This is a genomic window from Paenibacillus wuxiensis (assembly GCF_040195695.1).
GTDB lineage: Bacteria > Bacillota > Bacilli > Paenibacillales > Paenibacillaceae > Paenibacillus_B > Paenibacillus_B suaedae.
Window position 1 is genome coordinate 46,819 of record NZ_JBEFZI010000005.1, and the last position, 18,058, is coordinate 64,876.

The window sequence follows — 18,058 nt, forward strand, 5'->3', positions numbered from 1 at the left end:
TAACTTCGATATTGCTTGCTTATTATAGAAGTTGTTTATAGGCAGAGAATTCGCGGTTTTGGGCGCAAAATCAGGGGTTCAGGATACTTGCAAGTTGCTGCGTTATTCGGTAGAATAGTGGTGGGACAAAAAATGTAGAGATGGGACGTTTTTAGTCCAATGGTTGCTTATGGGAAGCAGGAGTGGAGAGAATGCGTGAGTGGTTAGAAATACAGAAGCGACTTCTACCTGAACTCATTGAACTGTTGAAGAAGCGTTACACCATCCTGCATCAAATCATGTTGTCCGACTCCATTGGGAGAAGAACGCTGGCAACGTCATTGCAGATGACCGAGCGTGTGCTCCGTGCAGAGACCGATTTATTGAAGGCGCAAGGCCTGATTGATTCGGATAACACGGGTATGCGAATCACTGATGAAGGCCGGCAACTTGTCCGGAAGCTGGAATCCGTGATGGGCGAATTGCTCGGGATGCGCCAGCTGGAGGAGAGTATCCGCCAAGCATTCGGTTTGAAGCAGGTCATTGTCGTACCCGGCAATTCGGATGTATCGCCTGCCGTGAAGCAAGAACTCGGGCAAGCGGCTTGTAGAGCGCTCAGCAGCGTAATGGACAAGGAAGATGTCGTGGCGGTGACAGGCGGCTCCACATTGGCTGCAATGGCAGATCAATTGACGAGTTCATCACCGTTGAAAGGCAATTGGTTCGTACCCGCACGTGGGGGACTTGGGGAGAGCTTGGAATACCAAGCGAACACAATCGCATCCACGATGGCGAAGCGCGTAGGCGCTCAGTATCGGCTCTTGCATGTGCCGGATTTGCTGAGTGAGGAAGCTTACCAGTCGCTTAAGCAGGAACCGAACATCCAAGACATTTTGCGAGTAATTCGCCAAGCACGCATTGTCGTGCATGGCATTGGAGAAGCTCTCGTTATGGCGAAGCGCCGCCGTGCGGATGAAGAGACGATCCAGCAGCTGCTCGAAGAAGGGGCGCTTGCAGAAGCTTTCGGGTATTATTTTGACCGAGACGGGCATGTCGTTCATACGATGCTAACACTGGGCCTTCGCCTAGAGGACATCTCTCGTATGGAGGTAGTCATTGCCATTGCTGGAGGTCAGAGCAAAGGTGAATCGATTACTGCAGTGCTTCGTGCAGGACACGAAGACATTCTCGTTATCGATGAAGCAGCAGCAGTTGAAGTATTGAAACATTGTGGTCTCGATGTGCCATACAGGCCGTCTTGAGATATATAAAAAAATTGCGAAGGAAATGGGAGGAATCATCAATGGTTAAAGTTGGTATTAACGGCTTTGGTCGTATCGGACGTAACGTATTCCGCGCAGCATTGAACAATTCAGAAGTAGAAATCGTTGCAATCAACGATTTGACAGACGTAAACACTCTGGCTCACCTGTTGAAATATGACACAACTCACGGCAAATTCGAAGCTACTGTAGAAGCTAAAGAGGGCGCTTTGGTTGTTAATGGCCGCGAAGTGAAAGTATTCGCTGAGCGCAACCCTGAGAACTTGCCTTGGGGCGCTAACGGCGTTGAAATCGTTGTTGAGTCCACTGGTATCTTCACAGCGAAAGACAAAGCTGAAATGCACTTGAAAGGCGGCGCGAAGAAAGTTATCATCTCCGCACCTGCTACTAACGAAGATATCACAATCGTTATGGGCGTTAACGAAGATAAGTATGATGCTGCAAGCCATACAATCATTTCCAACGCTTCTTGCACAACAAACTGCTTGGCGCCATTCGCTAAAGTATTGAACGACAAGTTTGGTATCGAAAAAGGTATGATGAACACAATTCACTCCTACACTAACGACCAAAACGTTCTTGACTTGCCGCACAAAGACTTGCGTCGTGCTCGTGCAGCAGCTCAAAACATCATCCCTACTACAACTGGTGCTGCTAAAGCGGTATCCCTTGTATTGCCTGAATTGAAAGGCAAATTGAACGGTATGTCCATGCGCGTTCCTACTCCTAACGTGTCTGTTACAGACTTGGTAGTAGAACTTAAGAAAGACGTTACTGTTGAAGAAGTAAACGCAGCTTTGAAAGAAGCAGCTGAAGGCCCATTGAAAGGCATCTTGAACTACACTGAAGAGCCATTGGTATCCAGCGACTTCAACGGCGACCCAGCTTCCTCCACTATCGATGCTTTGACAACGATGGTAATCGGCGGAAACTTGGTTAAAGTTGTATCCTGGTACGACAACGAGTGGGGCTACTCCAACCGCGTTGTAGACTTGGCAGCTTTCATCGCAAAAAAAGGTCTGTAATCGCATAGCACTTACAATCAAAGAGGAGTGACCGTTCAGGCCTCCTCTTTTGATCCTTATAGTGCCTAGAGCATGTCGAGAACCAGTGCGGACACAGATTTTTAGATATACAGAGATAGAGAGTACAGAGAGAAACCAGAACATACTAACGAACGATATACGATATATAGAGAGAAAGATTTAGATGGAACCCATACAGAACAAGAACACAGAACATACCGAACAACACACCAGAGAGAGGCGTGTGCCGGTGTAATCGACGATAGGAGGAACACGGGGATGAACAAGAAAAGTGTGCGTGATGTAGAAGTTAAGGGTAAGCGCGTATTTGTACGTGTAGATTTCAACGTTCCATTGGAGAATGGTGCAATTACGGATGATACACGTGTACGCGAAACGCTACCGACAATTAACTATTTGGTGGAACAAGGTGCGAAAGTTATTTTGGCAAGCCACATGGGTCGTCCGAAGGGCGAAGTTGTGGATTCCATGCGTCTGACACCTGCAGCAGTACGTCTTGGCGAACTGCTTGGTAAGCCCGTTAAGAAGCTTGACGAGTCAATTGGTGAAAACGTAAAAGCTGAAATTGCAAAAATGGAAAACGGCGACGTTGTCGTGCTTGAAAACGTTCGTTTCCACAAAGGCGAAGAGAAGAACGATCCAGAATTGGCTAAAGCCTTCGCAGAACTTGCGGACTTGTTTGTGAACGACGCGTTCGGCGCGGCTCACCGTGCACATGCATCCACTGAAGGCATCGCACATCACTTGCCAGCCGTGTCCGGTCTGTTGATGGAGAAAGAATTGAATGTACTTAGCAAAGCGCTGACAAACCCTGAGCGTCCATTTACGGCAATCGTAGGTGGTTCCAAGGTTAAAGATAAAATCGACGTTATCAACAAAATGTTGGAAATCGCCGACAATATCGTGATCGGTGGCGGCTTGACATACACATTCTTCAAAGCACAAGGCAACGAAATCGGGAAGTCGCTTGTCGACAACGAGAAGCTTGATGTTGCTTTAGGCTTCATCGAGAAAGCCAAAGAACTTGGCAAAAACCTCTACTTGCCAGTAGATATCGTAGTTACAGATGACTTCAGCGCAGATGCAAACACACAAGTGGTAGCGATCGACAGCATTCCTGCAGAATGGGAAGGCATTGACATCGGTCCGAAAACTCGTGAAATCTATGCTGATGTTATCAAGAATTCCAAGCTTGTTGTATGGAACGGGCCTATGGGCGTATTCGAAATCGAGCCGTTCTCTCATGGTACGCGTGCAGTAGCAGAAGCATGTGCGGAAACTGCTGGTTACACAATCATCGGCGGTGGCGACTCTGCAGCAGCGGTTGAGAAGTTCAAGCTGAAAGATAAAATGGATCACATCTCCACAGGCGGCGGCGCTTCCCTTGAATTCATGGAAGGCAAAGCATTGCCAGGCGTGGTTGCATTGAACGATAAGTAAGAGAGCAAGTAAGGGGATGGCGGCTTCGGCCGCTCCCTTATGCGTAAAGGAGTGAATCGTGTGAGACAACCGATTATCGCAGGGAACTGGAAAATGTTCAAAACGGTATCGGAAGCTGTCGCTTTCGTATCCGAAGTGAAAGGCAAAGCAGAAGTGGAAGGCGTAGAGAGCGTACTCTGCGCACCATTTACAAACTTGCCAGCATTGGTTGAAGCAGTGAAAGGCACAAGCATCAAGATTGGTGCGCAAAACCTTCACTTTGAAGATTCCGGTGCATTCACAGGCGAAATTTCCGGCGCTATGTTGAAAGACCTTGGCGTACACTACGTCATTATTGGTCATTCCGAGCGTCGTGCATACTTCGCGGAAACTGATGAAACAGTAAACAAAAAAATGCATGCAGCATTCCGTCATGGCTTGACGCCAATCGTATGTGTGGGTGAGTCGCTTGAAGAGCGTGAATCCGGCAAAACGAACGACGTGTGCAAAGTGCAAACAGAAGCAGCATTCCAAGGATTGTCTGCTGAACAAGCAAAAGAAGCTGTCATCGCTTATGAGCCAATCTGGGCGATCGGTACAGGCAAATCCTCCACAGCGAAAGACGCGAATGAAGTTATCAGCTACATCCGCAGCGTTGTGAAGGGCTTGTACAATGATGAAGTTGCTGCTGCTGTTCGCATTCAATACGGCGGAAGCGTAAAACCGGAAAATGTACGTGAATACATGGCAGAAAGTGATATTGACGGCGCATTGGTAGGTGGCGCAAGCTTGCAACCAGCTTCCTTCATCTCCTTGGTGGAAGGGGCGAAGTAAGATGTCCGCACCTAGACCGGTAGCACTTATCATCATGGACGGATTCGGACTTCGCGATACATTAGTTGGCAACGCAGTCGCGCAAGCGAACAAGCCAAACTACGACCGTTACATGAGCCAATTCCCTCATACGACACTGACAGCTTGCGGCGAAGCGGTAGGCTTGCCAGAAGGTCAAATGGGGAACTCCGAGGTAGGTCACTTGAACATCGGTGCAGGCCGCATCGTATATCAAGACCTGACTCGTATTACGAAATCGATCCGTGAAGGCGACTTCTTCTCGAACGAAACACTGCTTGCAGCAGTGAAGACTGCGAAGGAGAACAATAAGGCGCTTCACATTTACGGATTGTTGTCTGATGGTGGCGTACACAGCCATATCGACCACGCGCTTGCGATGCTCGATCTCTGTGAGCGTGAAGGCTTAAAGGACGTATACATTCACGCATTCTTGGATGGCCGTGACGTTGCGCCTGATAGCTCCCGCGGATATATCGAAAAGCTGCAAGCCAAAATCGCTGAAGTTGGCATAGGCCGTATCGCTACGGTTCAAGGCCGCTACTATGCGATGGATCGCGACAAGCGCTGGGAACGTGTTGAGAAATCGTACCGCGCAATGGTATACGGCGAAGGCCCGAAATACCGCGATCCAATTGCTGCAGTTGAAGAATCTTATTCCCAATCCGTATATGACGAGTTCGTTATGCCTACGGTAATTGTGGATGAGAACGATCAGCCGGTTGGCTTGGTTCAAGAAGGCGACTCCGTCGTATTCATGAACTTCCGCCCAGACCGTGCGATCCAGCTTGGCCAAGTGTTCACCAACGATGATTTCCGCGGCTTCGATCGTGGCGACAAGTTCCCTAAGAACTTGCATTTCGTTGCGCTTACGCTGTTCGCAGAAACAGTTGGCGGATATGTTGCTTACTCTCCAAAAGAGTTGGACAACACGCTTGGTGAAGTGCTCGTGCAGCATGGCAAGAAGCAGCTTCGCATTGCGGAAACTGAGAAGTATCCGCACGTAACGTTCTTCTTCAGCGGCGGCCGCGACGTTGAACTTCCTGGTGAGAAGCGTGTGCTTATCAACTCGCCTAAAGTAGCAACTTACGACCTGCAGCCTGAAATGAGCGCTTACGAAGTTGCAGAAGCAGCAGTGAACGAAATCAACTCTGACCAGTTCGATACGATTATCCTGAACTTCGCGAATCCTGATATGGTTGGTCACTCCGGTATGCTGGAACCAACAATCAAGGCCGTAGAAGCTACGGATGAGTGCATGGGCAAGGTCGTTGAAGCGGTATTGGCGAAAGGCGGCGTCTGCCTCATTACGGCGGATCACGGCAACGCGGATATGGTATTCGACGAGCAAGGCCGTCCATTCACTGCACATACGACGAACCCAGTTCCATTCATCGTTACTTCGAATGACGTGGAATTGCGCGAAGGCGGCATCTTGGCGGACATCGCTCCGACGATTCTTGACTTGATGAACGTTCCTCAGCCAGCAGAGATGACGGGACAAAGCATGATTAAGAAGTAAGTTTTACAACTTACTTAGATATATAGTAATTTATATATAAACAATCAAAAAAGGAGTTGTACACACCATGACAATGATTATGGACGTATACGCACGCGAAGTGCTTGACTCCCGTGGTAACCCTACGGTAGAAGTAGAAGTAAAATTGGAATCCGGCGGCTTCGGCCGTGCAATCGTACCTTCCGGTGCATCCACTGGTGCTCACGAAGCAGTTGAGCTTCGCGATGGCGACAAAGGCCGTTACGTTGGTAAAGGCGTAGAGAACGCTGTTAAAAACGTAAATGAAATTATCGCTCCAGAAATCATCGGTTACGATGCTCTTGATCAAGTTGCAATCGATAAAGCGATGATCGAGCTTGATGGCACGCCTAACAAAGGCAAATTGGGTGCTAACGCAATCTTGGCTGTATCCATGGCTGTAGCTCGCGCTGCTGCACATGCATTGGATATGCCTTTGTACACGTACCTTGGCGGATTCAACGCGAAGCAATTGCCAGTACCAATGATGAACATCATCAACGGTGGTGAGCATGCTGACAACAACATCGACGTTCAAGAGTTCATGGTATTGCCAGTAGGCGCACCTAACTTTAAAGAAGCACTTCGCATGGGTGCTGAAATCTTCCACAACCTGAAGTCCGTATTGAAGGGCAAAGGCTTGAACACTGCAGTAGGTGACGAAGGTGGATTCGCTCCTAACCTTGGTTCGAACGAAGAAGCGCTTCAAGTTATCATCGAAGCAATCGAAAAAGCTGGCTACAAGCCAGGCGAAGAAGTATTCTTGGGTATGGACGTTGCGTCCACTGAGTTCTACAAAGACGGTAAATACACATTGGCAGGCGAAGGCAAGTCCTACACATCTGCTGAGTATGTTGACCTTCTTGCTTCTTGGGTTGATAAGTACCCAATCATCACAATCGAAGACGGTATGTCCGAAGACGATTGGGATGGCTGGAAGTTGCTCACTGAAAAATTGGGCGGCAAAGTACAACTCGTTGGTGACGACTTGTTCGTTACAAACACGGAGCGTCTTGCTCAAGGTATCGAAAAAGGAATCGGTAACTCCATCTTGGTTAAAGTTAACCAAATCGGTACGCTTACAGAAACATTCGAAGCGATCGAAATGGCAAAACGCGCTGGCTACACAGCTGTTATCTCCCACCGTTCCGGTGAGTCCGAAGACAGCACAATCGCTGACATCGCGGTTGCAACAAACGCTGGCCAAATCAAGACAGGTGCTCCTTCCCGTACAGACCGCGTTGCGAAGTACAACCAATTGCTTCGCATCGAAGACAACTTGGGAAGCACAGCTCGTTACGACGGCTTGAAATCCTTCTATAACTTGAAAAAATAATTAGCTTGCCGCACAAGCGGCCTGCTGATCCGATAGAAGCCAGACTCCCTTGAAGGGGTCTGGCTTCTTTTTTATGACCCCATATCCATATGTGAGGAAGGCATATTGTGCTCTTCCTTTAATCTACCTTTTACTCTTGCTTGCCTTTCGTACTTGTCCTTCTTGTCTTCCCTTATTTCCCTTATTTCTCTTTGTTCTTACCCGTTCTGATCCTTGTGAAATTATGCTTCACTGCTTCATTCCGACTCTAGTTGGGTTTTACCTAGACCTGAGGCTAGTTTTGGAAATAACCTATTGTGGAACACTATTCCAGGGGATATAATCATCGTGTACTACTAATCAATATACAATACTGAATCATAAATTATAATTCATCACGTTATGGAGTGGGGGTGACTCGATTGAAGGAAATCGTTCAATTTAAAAAAGGGGTGCTCGGACTGTGTGTCATGGTTCTCATTAACCAGAGAGATCGTTACGGCTTCGAGCTGGCCCAGCAGATATCCAAGCATGTGGAGGTTGCCGAAGGTGCTCTATATCCAGTTCTGCGACGGATGGTTGCGGATGGTCACTGTACAACCTATTTGCAAGAATCTACCGAGGGACCGCCACGGAAATATTATAAGCTTACTTCAGTAGGCAAGGATTATATGAATGAACTCGTGACCGAGTGGGATAAATTTGTGTCGGGAGTAGCCAATCTGCTTACCGAGGCGGAAGAAGAAGAATCCAAGGAGAAGTGAGAGGTGAACAACATGCATAAGCAGTTATTTATGCTGCAATTGAAAATGGGCCTACTGTCGCTTCCAGAGGCGGAGCGCAATGAAATATTAGCAGAGTATGATGCACACTTTGAATTCAGCAAGCAGCAGGGACGAACAGAAGAAGAGATTGCTAGAGAGCTTGGCGATCCGGAAGAGCTTGCGGCCGAGCTGCTGTTAGGTGAGCGAGGGGATAAAGAGGTTGAGCGGGAGCCGGTGACAGAGCCAGGGTCGTTTATTCCTAGTCATCAAGGTCAAGCGTCACAAGTGCCTCCACTCTTCGAGGATCCTAGCTTCCTGAAGAATGCTGAGCAGCCGTTAGATTTGAATCGACACTATGGGGAACCAAATCGATATTCTCAAGAGTACGGCGGAATACCGAATACTGCTTACCCACCATATCAGCAGTCCGAAGGACGACGTCCCCGTTCAGCTATCGCCTACGTAGGTACGATTTTTATTAGCATTATGGTTGTCCCGGTTATGTTCGGGCTGTGGGCAACGTGGTTTGGGCTTGGTGTAGCGGCAATAGCGTTATTGGCAACTCCTCTTTTGTTCGCATTCAAAATTGGGTTTGGCGGAGAGTTTTATCGTGCAGAGTTGTCGATCGTAGCGATTGCGTTCGGCATCGGAATATTTTTAATACAAGCGATAGTTGCTGTAGGACGTGCATATATGAAATGGAACCGAATCTATTTCCATTGGGTCGCCTATGAAGGAAGGAGTGAGGTTAGATGAATTGGAATCGTGCAACTATGAACATGGTCGGAATTGTATGTATCGTGGCAGGTGCTGCGGGCTTGATGTATTACGGACCAAGTCAGTTATTTAAGTCACAACTGCCATCTTATGAGTACCGCATCTCTGCGGAAGGATCACAGAATGCATCTGGTCAGGAAAAAGGGGCAGATAAGACATCTGATTACGAATCTCGCATTGATGTAAGGGAACTTGAGAGTATAGATATCAAAGCGGATTATGGGGATGTTAAGGTAAGTTGGATCAATGATAACAAGAATATGATTGAGTTGAAGGGGCAGGCGCCAGAAGCGGTTATTAATCAAATCCGTGATGTACAGGCGGAGAATGGAACACTAGAGCTGAATTTTGAAGACAATACCAATACCAAAGCAGGATGGTTGAATATCAACTTCGGCATTACGCAGCGCCGTTACCATGAAATTATCATCCATACATCGGAAGATTTTGTGCTCGACAATTTGTCATCGATGGTGTCTGCTGGGACGTTTGAATTGACAGGTGGACATATTAAGCGGCTTGAAGCTTCAAGTAATTTGGGAAGGGTAAAGGTAAAGAACGTAACAGGGGATTTCGTTAGCCTCAGATCGGACTCAGGTCAAGTGGTAGCAGATAATGTCGATGCAGAGATCGAAGCAAGCTCTTCACTGGGAAGTGTTGACTTGAATCAGACGAAGAAGAATGTTCAGGCTTCAGCCGATGCAGGCTCCGTCTCGATTGTTCAAGCTGCGGCACATCCGATTGATGCGGCGAGTCAGCTTGGAAGCGTAAATATTCGTATTGTTCCTGAATACAACGGGAAGTTTGATCTGAAAACAGAGTTAGGAAGCGTCTCCGCACCGAATGAGAAACATGGAAGCGATATGGTTATTAAGGCGCGGACAGAAGCGGGCAGTATAAAGATTGTCGAAAAATAGTATTGGCTGTCTCGGAAGATTCATGTGAATCGGTTATAATGTACTTATCTTAAATTGTTGATATCAGGTAAAGGGGTAAGGATACATGAAACCGATTCATAAAGTGCTGACATTAGCTGGTTCGGATACGAGCGGTGGAGCTGGCATTCAAGCTGACCTAAAAACATTCCAAGAACGCGGTGTGTACGGCATGACCGCATTGACGACCATTGTAACGATGGATCCGGAAGAAGGATGGGCGCACCGGGTGTTCCCAATCGCGCTCTCTACGATAGAAGAGCAATTGAAGACAATCATGAGTGTCGGTATTTCAGGCATGAAGACCGGTATGCTGGGTTCTATCGATATTATTGATCTGGCAGCACGCACCATTGATAAGCATAACATTCCGAACGTCGTTGTTGACCCGGTTATGGTGTGCAAGGGTGCTGACGAGGCACTTCATCCAGAGACGAACGAGGCTTTGCGAGACATACTCGTACCGAAGGCTGTCGTGGTTACACCGAACTTGTTCGAGGCTTCACAGCTGGCAGGAATAGCGCCAATTCGTACGCTCGAAGAAATGAAGGAAGCCGCTGCCCTCATTCAAGAGCAGGGAGCGAAGTACGTATTGGTGAAGGGCGGCTCCAAGATTGGATTGCCTACTTCAGTCGATGTATTGTATGACGGCAAATCCTTCGAAATATTGGATGCTGATCTGATCGATACAACCTATACGCATGGCGCTGGCTGTACGTATTCAGCAGCAGTAGCAGCAGAACTAGCGAAGGGGAATGATGTACGTGAGAGTGTTCATAAGGCGAAGAGCTTCATTACGGAAGCGATCCGTCATTCTTTCCCACTTAATCAGTATGTTGGACCTGTGCGCCATAATGCACTGCGCTTGCTGCAGCATGGCGAAGAATAAGTAAGCGACGTATTCATGTAAGAATGCCTGGTAACCTGAGGTAGCTTTCCGGAAGAGAAAGGAAAGGGAGAGAGGATAAGCCTTGCCTGCTTCTTATTCGTGTGATACAATAAAAGTACTGTTTTTGGCTTTTCGAACGTGTATCACGCATTAGGAGGTGTAACTGTGGAAATTTTCTTGAAAATTTTGCTTGTCATTTTTTCTATCGGTTTGATTAGCATTGTGCTTCTGCAGAAAGGGAAAAGTGCCGGCTTGTCAGGTGCCATCTCCGGCGGTGCGGAACATCTATTCGGAAAGCAGAAGGCACGCGGTCTGGACTTGTTCCTGCAACGTGCAACGGTTGTATTGGCAGGAGGATTCTTTATCTTGTCACTGATCGTAGCTTATTTCCTTAAAGGTTAATTCCCATTCGTAAGCAAAGCGAGGACATGCTCCTCGCTTTTTTTTGTACCCATTTTTCCGGCGGAGACAAGAAACTTGTTACGATGTGGATCGAACGGAAAAAATGTAGGAAAAGCGCCGGGATGTAACGATTTTATTTCGTGTATACTAGGTTATATATTGTTATACTGTATCATGCAGGTCATGGCAAGGTGAGGTGAAGGAATGGTAACAGAACAACAGTTGTTGGACTTTATGCGTGAAACCGCTTATAAGCCGATGACCTATCAAGAGCTGGAGCAGCATTTCGATATTGAAGGCGCTTCAGAGTTCAAGGCATTTCTAAAAATGTTGAATCAAATGGAAGAAGAGGGTAAGGTGCTGCGCACTCGCACAGACCGCTACGGTGTGCCGGAGCGTATGAACTTGCTGCGCGGACGCTTGCAGGCGCATGCCAAAGGCTTCGCATTCTTGATTCCGGAAGAAACGGGGCACCCCGATGTATACATTCACGCAAATGATTTGAAGACTGCGATGCATGGGGATACCGTGCTTGTACGCGTGACGAATAAAGGCTTTGACGGCGCTCGATTGGAAGGCGAAGTTGTGCGCATTGTGAAGCGTGCAGTGGAGCGTGTTGTCGGCCTTTTTCAAAATTACGAATCATATGGATTTGTCATTCCAGATGACAAGCGAATCAATCGCGACATCTTCATTCCGAAGGAAGATATGCATGGCGCGGTTACCGGGCAGAAGGTCGTTGTCCATATTGTAAGCTATCCGGAAGGAAGAGCAGCAGCGCAAGGCATGGTGGCCGAAATTCTCGGTCATAAGGATGATCCTGGCGTTGATATTTTGTCCGTCATCCGTAAGCATCAGCTTCCGGAGGCGTTCCCTGATGAAGTGATGGCAGAAGCAGAAGCTGTGCCGGATTCCATAACCGAGGAAGAAATCATCAGTCAGCGACGCCGTGATTTACGGGGCATGAATATCGTCACGATCGATGGAGAAGATGCGAAGGACTTGGATGATGCGGTATATGTAGAGCAGCTTCCGAATGGACATTACAAGCTTGGCGTCCATATTGCAGACGTCGGCTATTATGTGAAGGAAGGTTCTGCGCTGGATCGCGAGGCATATGCTCGCGGTTGCAGTGTGTATCTGGTGGATCGAGTTATTCCGATGCTGCCGCATCGATTGTCCAACGGAATATGCTCTCTCCATCCACGTGTGGATCGTTTGACATTGTCCTGCGAGATGGAGTTCGACGAGAAGGCGAAGCTCGTGAAGCATGATGTATTCCCGAGTGTAATTCGTACCGTTGAGCGCATGACGTACACCAATGTACGGAAAATCGTTGAGGATGAGGATCCTGAGGTATCAGCACGCTACGCTTATTTGGTTGACAGCTTCAAGCTTATGAAGGAATTGGCGCTGAAGCTCCGCCAGAAGCGGATGAACCGTGGCGCAATTGATTTCGATTTTGTGGAATCGAAGGTATTGGTTGATGAGAAGGGTGTACCGACTGATATCATTAAGCGGGAACGTACGATTGCGGAGCAGATTATTGAAGAGTTCATGCTGGCAGCTAACGAGACGGTTGCGGAGCATTTCCACTGGCTCAGAGTTCCGTTCCTATACCGGATTCATGAAGAGCCGAACAGTGAGAAGCTGTTCAACTTCATGTCCTTCGCGGCGAACTTCGGATATGTTGTTCGAGGCAAGGGCAATTCGGTGCATCCTCGTTCCTTGCAGATGCTGCTTGAGGAAATTGAGGGAACGCGTGAGCAGACTGTGATCAGCACGATGATGCTTCGCTCAATGAAGCAGGCGAAGTATGATGCGGAGATGACAGGCCACTTCGGACTAGCTGCTGAATTCTATTCGCACTTCACATCACCTATCCGCCGTTACCCAGACTTGGTCATTCACCGAGTCATGCGGGAAGTGATGGATAATGGAGGAGCGTTGCCTGAGAAGCGCTTGGAGCAGCTACATGCGCGCATGCCGGATATTGCGCAGCAGTCCTCAGAGCGTGAGCGGGTAGCCGTTGATGCAGAACGCGACACAACAGCGCTGAAGAAGGCCGAATTCATGCTCGATAAGGTCGGCGAGGAATTTGACGGCATTATTAGCAGTGTGACAAGCTTCGGGATGTTTGTTGAGCTGGATAATACGGTTGAAGGGCTTATTCGACTAAGTGAATTGAATGATGATTATTACCACTTCCATGAGCAGCATATGGTGCTGATCGGGGAACGGACGGCAAATGTATTCCGTATTGGCGATGAAGTTCGTATTCGGGTAGCTCGTGTCAATATGGATGAGCATACGATTGATTTTGAGCTGATTGAGAGCAAGTCTCGCCATAACGGACGTGACTTCGGCTTCGACATCCGGAAAAAACGTGGTCGCGGATTTGGTGCCGAAGGACGCGGTGGAACTGGACGTAGCGACTATAAGGGCCGTAAGGATGGAAAAGGCGGCCGTCCAGGAGAACGCGACCGTGGTGGACAACCGCGAAATGGCCGCGATGCGGATAGAGGAGCAAGAGGCGGTCGTTCGGATCGATTGGGCGGTCGAGATAGTCGTCCGACAGAACGTTTCGATCGTGGTCGTCGTGCAGATCAGCCTGCTGGTCAAGGTGCACGTGGAGACGGTCGTGTAGATCGGCACGCTGGTCAAGGCATGCCTGGAGCTGGTCGTGCTGATAGACGTGTCACTGGCATAGATCCTGCGGAACAGCAAGCTTATGAACAGTATGGTGCTTCTTCGACCCAGCAGTTGCGTGGGGGTTACGGACGAGATCAGCACCAGCATGAGGAGCAATTGGAGCGGGATGCTCGTTATGAGCGTCACAACAATGGTGATGCTGTGGAGCATGAGGCCGACGCATTCGCTGGCGATTGGTATAACCAAGGCGAATTCCGTGAGCAGCAGAGGGGCCGCCGTGGACGCAAAGGACGGCGCGAAGAGCAGGGACGTGGATACAACCCATACGACAAGTCATCCGCTTCTTCTCAGCCGCGAGGCAAGGGAGGCATTAACTTTGGAGCGGGACAAGGGAATGCGGAGCGTCCAGCCCCAGCGAAGAAGGAGTATGATGACTCCAATTGGGTAGATCGTCTCATTGCAGATGCGGAACAAGAAGCTGATCGTCCACGCTCCTTCGACTTTGGCTCTGGCCGAGGCGGTTATGGTCGATCAGGTGGCAATGATCAGGGTGGTAGAAAACCAGGGCGCGATGGAGGCTCCTATCGAGGTAGCGGCACATCTGGCGGCAAGAAGGGGCGGAGAACGACGTCCGAAAGCGGGATCTTCATTGGAGAAGATGCGGCAAAGGCTCGTAATCAAGGCGAATCTGCCCACAAAGCAGCAAAGCAGAAGGGGAAAGCAAACAGCAAGACTGCAAAGTTTGTTCGTAAGAAGCGATAAGTTTTCCGTTTTCAACAAGTAAGAAATAACGGCTTTGGTTCCGCTTAAGAGCGGGACTGGGGCCGTTTATTATTTTCTGTGAGATGGAAGCTGGGGTTTCGATTTCAACGCTTAGGTGGGCGTACGGACAATCAAACGGAATACATATGATACAATGTACATATCTTAGGAGACGCTGCTTTTTACTTCATTAGAGAGGTGAGTAAGATGAGCCCTTCAGATATATCGATGTATCATGTTATGCTGCGTATGGTGCTTGCATTAGTGCTAGGTGGCTGTATTGGATTGGAACGGGAGAAGCGAAGTCAGGCTGCAGGGCTAAGGACGCACATGTTGGTGAGCCTCGGATCTGCGCTTGTCATGCTCATATCGGTATACGGATTCCCAGATTTAAGCGGTGATAATAAAGCCGCTGTGGATGTGGCGCGTATTGCGGCTCAGGTCGTCAGCGGTGTTGGCTTCCTTGGAGCAGGGACGATAATACGCAATGGAACTAGTGTGAAGGGGCTAACGACAGCTGCTTCCTTGTGGGTTTCGGCGGCGATTGGGCTTGCTTGCGGCTCTGGCTTTATTTCTGCGGCCTTATTCGGTTGTGCCTTATCTCTCGTCGCTTTGTGGCTGCTGAATAAGTATGATATTAAAAATCGGGTTGCACATCGAATTCACGAGTTGGAAGTCGTTGTGGAGGAACGTGAAGGATGGCTGTCAGAATTGACAAAGGTTGCAGAGGAGCAGGGACTTACGGTACGAAGCATTCGCATGCGGCCGGAGCGCAATGTAGGGAAGTCATGGACGAAGTGGCTTGGAGCGGGACAGGGCTCAGAACAGAAGGATAGAAGCGACCACTTGTCTGAAAGCGATATGGAAGTGGTCAGGGAGGGTGGCCACCCCGAAGACATGGATGACAAAGAGCGAAACTTGGCAAGTGCGAGACGTTTGCAAATTGAACTGAAGGTGCTGTCTGAGGATTTAAAATCGGTAGCCGTATGCTGCGAGACGATACTTCGATTACAGGGAGTCTCGGATGTTCATATGTTATCGTAATTGGAGTTACTTTACGATTACGAGATATGAATTGAAGAACACCTTAAGCCAAACATAGTCTGTGCTTATTCTTGCCTAATAACATTTGAATCCGATATGTTTCTTGCTTGAGTCGAGGGTGTTCTTTTTGGTACAATATACTTCTAAGCAACAAGCTATAGTGACGTGGTTCAAAGCAATTTTGCCTTGTTCACTTGGTGATGATGTCATTGTCGTAACGTTGGAGGGCAATCATGGGTAAGAAGAATGATAATAAAGTTTTAGCCCAAAATAAGAAGGCGTCCCATGATTATTTTATTGAGGACACTTATGAAGCGGGCATGGTGCTGACAGGGACAGAAATCAAGTCGCTGCGCATGAGCAAAGCGAACATTAATGACTCCTTTGCTACGATTCGCGGTGGTGAGGCGTTTATTCACAATATGCATATTAGCCCATTTGAGCAGGGTAATCGACACAATCCTACTGATCCGACGCGTGCGCGCAAGCTGCTGCTGCACAAAGAGCAGATTAACAAGCTGATCGGGCAGACGAAGCAGGAAGGGTACACGCTTGTTCCGTTGAAGGTATACGTTCGTAACGGATACGCGAAGCTGCTGATTGGACTCGGTCGAGGCAAGAAGAACTATGATAAGCGTGAAACGGCTGCGAAGCGGGATGCGGATCGTCAAATTCAACGTGCGCTGCGTGAGAAGCAAAAGTATTAAGGTTGGCTTGAGGGCATAATGCGATTTGCTACTGTTGCTAGCAGGTATTCCTTTTGGATCATTTGTACCAAGGAAATGGCATGTAACACTGGCAACAAGTTGACTAACAACTTTCGTTTGAGTGTGTTATAATAAACGTGTCGGTAACGAACAGAGCTGCACAGCATGGTATCGCTGCTGACCGAATACAAACATCATTGACAACTGAATAGTGTGGAAGGATACACTATCTGTGTCTTAACTAGATTCTCTTTAATTCAAGATTCTATTCCCCTGATGGGCGAGGTTCGCTTATCACTTATGGGGGCGTTCTTGGATTCGACGGGGATAGTTCGGGCTCGGGTAGCGGGTAGTGGGGACGCGTCCACTTCATCAACGCTAAAGCCATTTAAACGGCAAACAACAAACAAACTACGCTTTCGCAGCTTAATAACCTGTGAGCGTGCTTCTACTCTGCATCGCCCATGTGCCGAGATAGGGGCTCAACTTTTAGTGGGATACGCTGTCACATCTCCGCCTGGGGTGTGCTGAAGAAGACAATCAGGCTGACCCAAAGCATAGCCGGTTACGGGGCGATGCTCGGGTGACATCAAAACTGTGACTACACCCGTAGAAGCTCGTGTTGCGTTATCTTCGGACAGGGGTTCGAATCCCCTCGCCTCCACCATGAAAAACCCGACCGCATGAGGTCGGGTTTTTGTCATGCTCGCGAAATTGGGGATGAGAACCCCTGGGGTTCGTTCCGCGCGCAGATAGCGTAGGATTTTGCTTCGAAGAAAAGACAACAGCGGACGAGCACGGCATCGATATCCAACCGCTAAGAACGTCATCTGGGAATAATCTGCGAAGCAAAGTTAATGGAGATATCGATTATCCCCTCGCTTCCACCATCATTAAGCCGACCGCATGAGGTTGGCTTTTTGCGTTAGTGGTGTAGCATGGGAGACGCCATTGTCAGGGGTTCAGTCTCACGCAGGAGTGAGTAAGAAGCATCGAAGGGAGACTTCAACGTACAAACAGTTTTTTGCTGTTGCTAATAAGCACGTCCACATACAAAGTTTTCTTGCTATAGTTATTTATATAATAGTATTCATAGGTTAACGCCGTATCTTCCTCACATGATAGAATTAAATATATTAATTGATTGGTTGGTGAAATTTGAATGAGCGAAAAATTCTGGTTAGTGGTACAATATCCACTGAAAAGTGCCAAAGGCAGTCAACGTGATCACTGGTTAAGAGATAAAGTAATGGAATATTTGGAGATATCTCTAGCAGATGCTAACTTAGGCTATGTTGATGGCTCAGATATGGGGAAATGCATGTCCGACTCGAAAAAGTATGCTCTAAATATATTTTGTGTTGTTACGGAAGAAGAACGGAGTATTGCCCTGGTGAAAAGAATTTTAAAAGATAGCAGGCTTGATTATACTCGTATAAAAATCGCTACAATGCCCTATGGAAAAGAAGAAACATACACTCTGAAATATACATATAAGAAGGGCGTTACTAATTTTTCACTATAGTATGAGACACCGACACCCCTGTATGGCACGGCCAATGAATAACTGCCACTTGAACATATATGCTTGCAATTTCTTTCCTCACTGATAAGCGTGAGATACACCAAAGGATGAGAGGCAGGGATAACGATATTTTTTGTACTATTAATTACGTCTCAAATGACGTGATT

At 48.1% G+C, this 18,058-nt stretch carries 15 protein-coding genes and 1 other RNA gene; all 16 read left to right on the forward strand.

The features are described from left to right. Window positions 1–191 precede the first annotated feature (191 nt). The 16 genes from ABN764_RS11930 to ABN764_RS12005 all read left to right on the forward strand — a co-directional run bounded on the left by ABN764_RS11930 (window position 192) and on the right by ABN764_RS12005 (window position 17,891). Window positions 192–1,241: a sugar-binding transcriptional regulator gene (locus ABN764_RS11930; protein WP_065292240.1), complete on the forward strand. Its 1,050-nt coding sequence runs from the start codon at window positions 192–194 to the stop codon at window positions 1,239–1,241. A 41-nt stretch (window positions 1,242–1,282) separates the two neighbouring features. Beyond that, window positions 1,283–2,287 carry a type I glyceraldehyde-3-phosphate dehydrogenase gene (gap, locus tag ABN764_RS11935; RefSeq protein ID WP_021252824.1) on the forward strand — a complete coding sequence of 335 codons (1,005 nt, stop codon included), beginning with the start codon at window positions 1,283–1,285 and terminating at the stop codon, window positions 2,285–2,287. Between the two features lie 279 nt (window positions 2,288–2,566). Further along, window positions 2,567–3,748, forward strand: a complete 1,182-nt coding sequence (locus ABN764_RS11940; RefSeq protein ID WP_138188875.1) for a phosphoglycerate kinase — start codon at window positions 2,567–2,569, stop codon at window positions 3,746–3,748. Between the two features lie 60 nt (window positions 3,749–3,808). Then, window positions 3,809–4,561: a triose-phosphate isomerase gene (tpiA, locus tag ABN764_RS11945; protein WP_021252822.1), complete on the forward strand. Its 753-nt coding sequence runs from the start codon at window positions 3,809–3,811 to the stop codon at window positions 4,559–4,561. Window position 4,562: 1 nt separating this feature from the next. Further along, a complete protein-coding gene (gene gpmI / locus ABN764_RS11950) occupies window positions 4,563–6,101 on the forward strand; it encodes a 2,3-bisphosphoglycerate-independent phosphoglycerate mutase (RefSeq protein ID WP_021252821.1) in 1,539 nt (512 codons plus the stop codon). A 67-nt stretch (window positions 6,102–6,168) separates the two neighbouring features. Beyond that, window positions 6,169–7,455, forward strand: a complete 1,287-nt coding sequence (gene eno, locus ABN764_RS11955; protein WP_021258213.1) for a phosphopyruvate hydratase — start codon at window positions 6,169–6,171, stop codon at window positions 7,453–7,455. 401 nt (window positions 7,456–7,856) lie between these two features. Further along, the gene (locus ABN764_RS11960) at window positions 7,857–8,198 is read left to right on the forward strand and encodes a PadR family transcriptional regulator (protein ID WP_094183167.1); all 342 of its coding nucleotides are present in this window, start codon (window positions 7,857–7,859) and stop codon (window positions 8,196–8,198) included. Between the two features lie 12 nt (window positions 8,199–8,210). Further along, complete coding sequence (locus tag ABN764_RS11965) at window positions 8,211–8,954, forward strand: DUF1700 domain-containing protein (RefSeq protein ID WP_446672245.1); 744 nt, start codon at window positions 8,211–8,213, stop codon at window positions 8,952–8,954. Beyond that, the gene (locus tag ABN764_RS11970; RefSeq protein WP_446672002.1) at window positions 8,951–9,892 is read left to right on the forward strand and encodes a DUF4097 family beta strand repeat-containing protein; all 942 of its coding nucleotides are present in this window, start codon (window positions 8,951–8,953) and stop codon (window positions 9,890–9,892) included. Before ABN764_RS11965 ends, ABN764_RS11970 begins: the two co-directional genes overlap by 4 nt. Window positions 9,893–9,977: 85 nt before the next feature. After that, a complete protein-coding gene (gene pdxK, locus ABN764_RS11975) occupies window positions 9,978–10,799 on the forward strand; it encodes a pyridoxine/pyridoxal/pyridoxamine kinase (RefSeq protein WP_446672003.1) in 822 nt (273 codons plus the stop codon). 165 nt (window positions 10,800–10,964) lie between these two features. Then, window positions 10,965–11,201: a preprotein translocase subunit SecG gene (gene secG / locus ABN764_RS11980; protein ID WP_021252815.1), complete on the forward strand. Its 237-nt coding sequence runs from the start codon at window positions 10,965–10,967 to the stop codon at window positions 11,199–11,201. Between the two features lie 204 nt (window positions 11,202–11,405). Then, on the forward strand, window positions 11,406–14,615 hold the full coding sequence (gene rnr / locus ABN764_RS11985; protein WP_446672004.1) for a ribonuclease R: 3,210 nt from the start codon (window positions 11,406–11,408) through the stop codon (window positions 14,613–14,615). Window positions 14,616–14,822: 207 nt separating this feature from the next. Next, window positions 14,823–15,659 (forward strand): MgtC/SapB family protein, encoded by an 837-nt coding sequence (locus ABN764_RS11990; RefSeq protein WP_446672005.1) that lies wholly within the window; start codon window positions 14,823–14,825, stop codon window positions 15,657–15,659. A gap of 233 nt (window positions 15,660–15,892) precedes the next feature. After that, on the forward strand, window positions 15,893–16,366 hold the full coding sequence (gene smpB, locus ABN764_RS11995; protein WP_021252812.1) for an SsrA-binding protein SmpB: 474 nt from the start codon (window positions 15,893–15,895) through the stop codon (window positions 16,364–16,366). Window positions 16,367–16,668: 302 nt separating this feature from the next. Further along, window positions 16,669–17,033: a transfer-messenger RNA gene (gene ssrA / locus ABN764_RS12000) on the forward strand. Between the two features lie 495 nt (window positions 17,034–17,528). Then, on the forward strand, window positions 17,529–17,891 hold the full coding sequence (locus ABN764_RS12005) for a hypothetical protein (protein ID WP_268626231.1): 363 nt from the start codon (window positions 17,529–17,531) through the stop codon (window positions 17,889–17,891). Window positions 17,892–18,058: the final 167 nt, after the last annotated feature.

Bases quoted from the DNA above. Each gene is read 5' to 3' on its own strand.
- ABN764_RS11990 (WP_446672005.1), top strand. From the start codon at position 14,823: ATGAGCCCTTCAGATATATCGATGTATCATGTTATGCTGCGTATGGTG.
- pdxK (WP_446672003.1), top strand. From the start codon at position 9,978: ATGAAACCGATTCATAAAGTGCTGACATTAGCTGGTTCGGATACGAGC.
- ABN764_RS11940 (WP_138188875.1), top strand. From the start codon at position 2,567: ATGAACAAGAAAAGTGTGCGTGATGTAGAAGTTAAGGGTAAGCGCGTA.
- ABN764_RS11965 (WP_446672245.1), top strand. From the start codon at position 8,211: ATGCATAAGCAGTTATTTATGCTGCAATTGAAAATGGGCCTACTGTCG.
- ABN764_RS11930 (WP_065292240.1), top strand. From the start codon at position 192: ATGCGTGAGTGGTTAGAAATACAGAAGCGACTTCTACCTGAACTCATT.
- ABN764_RS12005 (WP_268626231.1), top strand. From the start codon at position 17,529: ATGAGCGAAAAATTCTGGTTAGTGGTACAATATCCACTGAAAAGTGCC.
- smpB (WP_021252812.1), top strand. From the start codon at position 15,893: ATGGGTAAGAAGAATGATAATAAAGTTTTAGCCCAAAATAAGAAGGCG.
- gpmI (WP_021252821.1), top strand. From the start codon at position 4,563: ATGTCCGCACCTAGACCGGTAGCACTTATCATCATGGACGGATTCGGA.
- rnr (WP_446672004.1), top strand. From the start codon at position 11,406: ATGGTAACAGAACAACAGTTGTTGGACTTTATGCGTGAAACCGCTTAT.
- gap (WP_021252824.1), top strand. From the start codon at position 1,283: ATGGTTAAAGTTGGTATTAACGGCTTTGGTCGTATCGGACGTAACGTA.
- eno (WP_021258213.1), top strand. From the start codon at position 6,169: ATGACAATGATTATGGACGTATACGCACGCGAAGTGCTTGACTCCCGT.
- ABN764_RS11970 (WP_446672002.1), top strand. From the start codon at position 8,951: ATGAATTGGAATCGTGCAACTATGAACATGGTCGGAATTGTATGTATC.